A 4,008-nucleotide genomic window follows, 5' to 3' on the forward strand; every position below is an offset into this window, starting at 1 on the left:
AGCGCCAGGGTGAGCCGCTCCCCCGCCGGGTCCGCGTAGTCACGCGGCACCTCGATGGTGGCCGTCTCCACCGGTCGGCCTTCGCTGTCCGTCTCCTGCGACCACTGCGGGCGCTGCGAGCAGAACGCGCGCAGCTCGGCGGTCGGTGTCGCTCCGGGCTGCCTGGTTGCCACCGCGGACCTCCTCGTTCGTCAGGCGGCCAGCGTGCCGCTTCGGCCTTGAGCGCTTCTGGAATCCGTCCTGACCGGCACGGCGAGGGCGGCGAGCAGACCGGCCACGGTGAACAGTGCGGCGCCGGCCAGGGCCAGGCCGTAGCCGGAGGCCAGTGCCTGCTTCATGACCAGGTCGCCGGTGCCGCCGAGCACGGCCAGCTCGGCGTCGGTGCGTGCCGACGCGAGGGCCGCCAGCGAAACCAGGCCGAGCGCGCTGCCCAGTTGCCGGGTGGTGTTGAGCAGGCCGGAGGCGAGACCCGCCTGTTCGCGGGGCAGGCCGGCGGTGGCCGCGTTGGTGGTGGCGTTGAGGACGGCGCCCATGCCGAAGCCCAGCAGCAGCGCCGGTCCCAGCACGTCGGCGAGGTAGCCGGAGGACGGATCGACCCGGGACAGCCACAGCAGCCCGACGCAGGACATCGACAGTCCGGCCAGCAGTACCGGACGTGGTCCGGTCCGCGGCACGAGGGAGGAGACCCGCCAGCCGCCGAGGGCGATGCCCAGTGACATCGGCAGGTAGCTGAGCCCGGTCCGCAGCGGGCTGTAGTCGAGGACCTGCTGCAACACCAGGGTGAAGAAGTAGAAGGTGCTGAAGAGGGCGGCGATGCTGAAGAACGCCACCAGGTTCGCCGCGCTGACCGCCCGGTTGCGGAACACGCCCAGCGGCACGAGGGGTTGGGCGGCGAGTCGGGCCTGGATGAGGAAGAACAGCGCGAGCAGCGCGGCGGCGCCCAGCAGCGGCACGAGCACCCGGAGCGAGTCCCAGCCGTAGCGGGAGGACTCCCCCACGCCGTGCACCAGCGCCATCAGGCCCAGCGTCACGGTCAGCGCTCCTGGCAGGTCCAGTCGGCGGTTCGCCCGTCCGGCGGTCTCGGGGACCACCCAGCAGACGGCGGCCAGCAGCAGCAGGCCGATCGGCAGGTTGACCAGCAGGATCCACCGCCAGGAGAACCACTGGGTGATCACGCCGCCGGCAAGTACCCCGGCGGCGCCCGCCACGCCGGAGACCGCGCTCCACATGCCGAACGCCTTCGCTCTGGCGGCGGGTTCGGTGAAGGTGGTGCCGAGCACGGTCAGCGTCGCCGGGGCCATGACCGCTGCTCCCAGCCCCTGGAACGCCCGGGCCAGTACCAGTGTCACCGGGTCCTGGGCGGCGCCGCCGACGGTGCTGGCCAGGGTGAACAGGGCGACGCCGGCCAGGAACACCCGGCGCTGCCCGAACAGGTCGGCGAGCCGGCCGCCGAGCAGCAGGAAGCCGCAGACGGCGACGGTGTAGGCGTTGTTGACCAGTTGCAGGTTGTGGCGGTCGAACCCGAGGTCCTCGGCGATGACGGGCAGCGCCACGTTCACCACCGAGGCGTCGAGCACGTTCATGAACTGGCCCAGGCAGCAGGTGGCGAGCACCAGCCCGAGCCGGGTCGCCGCACGGGCGGGCTTGGTGGACACGACAGGTGCGCTCATGGTGGTGACGCTGCGGCCCGCGGGTGGACGCGCGGTCAAGCGCCCCTGGAACGCCTGCCTCCGAGCACCTCCCGCCGGGTGCCCCGGCACGGCGGGTCCTCCCGGGACGCGCTTCCGGAGGCACGGACCGGAGACCGACCGCGCCACGCCTGCTCCAGAGCGGCTCGACCTCCTCCCCAGTCGGAGCCGCCACCCTCCGTGCGTTCGGCACCGAACCGGCTGGCACGCCACGAGGAGAGCGCCATGGCCAAGATCACCTACAAGCACCCGGACGGGACCGAGACAGTCGTCGACGTCGCGGCGCCCAACACCGTCATGCGCGGGGCGAAGATCAACAACATCAACGGCATCGAGGCGCAGTGCGGCGGTTCCGCGCAGTGCGGCACCTGCCACGTCTACGTCGACGAGGCCAACACACTGCCGCTGCCGGAGATGCACGAGTCGGAGGACGAGGTGCTCTACGGCACGGCCGCCCCCCGCCTCGACACCAGCCGGCTGAGCTGCCAGTTGCCGATCTCGGACACGATCGACGGCCTGGTGGTCCACCTGCCGGAGACCCAGCTCTGATGGCCGCCCCGCGAGTGGTCGTCATCGGCGCCGGCCAGGCGGGCTCGGACACCGCCGCCGCGCTGCGGTCGAGGGGCTTCGAAGGCGACATCACGCTCGTCGGCGACGAGGGCCGGCTGCCCTACGCGCGTCCGCCGCTGTCCAAGCAGTTCCTGCTGGGCACCGCCGGGAACGACGACCTGGAGCTGCTGCCGCCGTCGTTCTGGACCGAGCAGCGCGTCGAGGTGCTCACGGGCCCCGGCGCGGTCCGCGTCGACCGGGACGACCAGGCCGTCGTGCTCGGCAGCGGACGGCGGCTGCGCTGGGACAAGCTGGTACTGGCGACGGGCGCCCGGCCCCGCACCCTGCCCGTGCCCGGCGCAGGGCTCGACGGTGTGCTGACGCTGCGCGGCGTCCAGGACGCGACCCGGTTGCGGGAGCGGTTCGCCGGCAGCACCGGGCCGCTGCGGCTGGTGGTGGTCGGTGCCGGTTTCGTGGGGCTGGAAGTCGCCGCCGCGGCCCGGAAACTGGGCCACCATGTCACCGTCATCGAGGCGCAGCCGCGGGCCCTGGCCCGGGCGGTGACGCCGGAGATCTCCGACCGTCTGGCCGAGGAGCACCGCAGGCAGGGCGTCGAGGTGCTGTTGAGGCACGAGGTCACCGCGTTCCGCGGGGACGACGCCGGCGCGGTGCGCATGGTGGAACTGGACAGCTGCGAGCAGATCCCGGCGGACCTGGTGGTGGTCGGTATCGGTGTGCTGCCGGACGTGCGGCTGGCGGCCGACGCCGGGCTGCTCGTCGGGGACGGCGTCATCGTGGACGAGCACCTGCGCACCAGCGACCGCGACATCTACGCCGTCGGTGACTGCGCCCGGTTCCCCACCCCGTTCGCGGACCGCCTGGTGCGGCTGGAGTCGGTGCAGAACGCCACCGCCCAGGCCCGGTGCGTCGCCGCCTCGCTGTGCGGTGACCTGACCGCCTGTACCGCGGTGCCGTGGTTCTGGTCCGAGCAGTACGGCATGCGGTTGCAGATCGCCGGGCTCAGCACCGGCCACGACCGTTCCGTGCTGTCCGGGGACCCGGGGACCGGGCGGTTCTCGGTGCTGTCGTTCCGGCGCGGGCGCCTGATCGCGGTCGAGTCCGTGAACCGGCCGGCGGACCACGGCATCGCCCGGAAGCTGCTGACCGCCGGAGCCGGGCTGTCGCCCGAGGAGGCGTCGCGTCCCGGCTTCGACCTCAAGACCCGAGCTTCCACCCCCCACTCCGCACCGAGCACCGAAAGGCCCGTCCATGCCTGACATCTCCCTCCTGTCCCACGCCGCCGCCAGGCCCCGCACCACGCCGCGTCTGTGGGCGCTGTGGTGTGCCGTCGTCGCCGTGCTGCTCGGTTCGGCGCTGGCCACCGCCGACACCGGCGCGGCCCATCCGCGGCAGCGCGGACCGGTCGGCTCCTGGCAGGTCACGGTCACCATCGGCACCGGTGACGACGCCATGGTGGCGACGCCGCGGTTCGACTTCGCCGCCGACCACACCCTGACCACCCACGACCCGGCCGGCACCGGCTACTGGAACGCCCGGCCGAACGGCACCTTCGCGTTCTGGATCACCCACCCGGACGACCTCGACGCGGCGCAGCCCGGTGAGGTCCAGGCGGTGCACCTCGGCACGATCCGCGGCAACCGGCTGAGCAGCGAGGCGGTGGCCTTCCTGCTCGACCCGGCCGGCGCGCCGCTGGCCGGGCCGATCCAGGTGCGGGCCGAGGGCCGGCGAACGGCGGCTGGGCGTCATGGGT

General features: G+C 73.2%; 4 protein-coding genes. 3 read left to right on the forward strand and 1 reads right to left on the reverse strand.

The window, feature by feature from the left end; translation table 11 throughout:
- Positions 1-191 precede the first annotated feature (191 nt).
- The gene (locus ACYVE9_RS14415; RefSeq protein WP_461028233.1) at positions 192-1,670 is read right to left on the reverse strand and encodes an MFS transporter; all 1,479 of its coding nucleotides are present in this window, start codon (positions 1,668-1,670) and stop codon (positions 192-194) included.
- A 243-nt stretch (positions 1,671-1,913) separates the two neighbouring features.
- Between ACYVE9_RS14415 and ACYVE9_RS14420 the strand changes: the two genes are divergently transcribed.
- The 3 genes from ACYVE9_RS14420 to ACYVE9_RS14430 form a co-directional block, all read left to right on the forward strand.
- Positions 1,914-2,237, forward strand: a complete 324-nt coding sequence (locus ACYVE9_RS14420) for a 2Fe-2S iron-sulfur cluster-binding protein (protein ID WP_461028234.1) — start codon at positions 1,914-1,916, stop codon at positions 2,235-2,237.
- A complete protein-coding gene (locus ACYVE9_RS14425) occupies positions 2,237-3,514 on the forward strand; it encodes an NAD(P)/FAD-dependent oxidoreductase (protein ID WP_461028235.1) in 1,278 nt (425 codons plus the stop codon). The genes ACYVE9_RS14420 and ACYVE9_RS14425 overlap by 1 nt, the downstream gene beginning before the upstream one ends.
- The coding region (locus ACYVE9_RS14430; RefSeq protein ID WP_461028236.1) for a hypothetical protein at positions 3,507-4,008 on the forward strand (502 nt) is incomplete at its 3' end. The genes ACYVE9_RS14425 and ACYVE9_RS14430, both read left to right, overlap by 8 nt.

The organism is Streptomyces sparsus, from assembly GCF_054776295.1.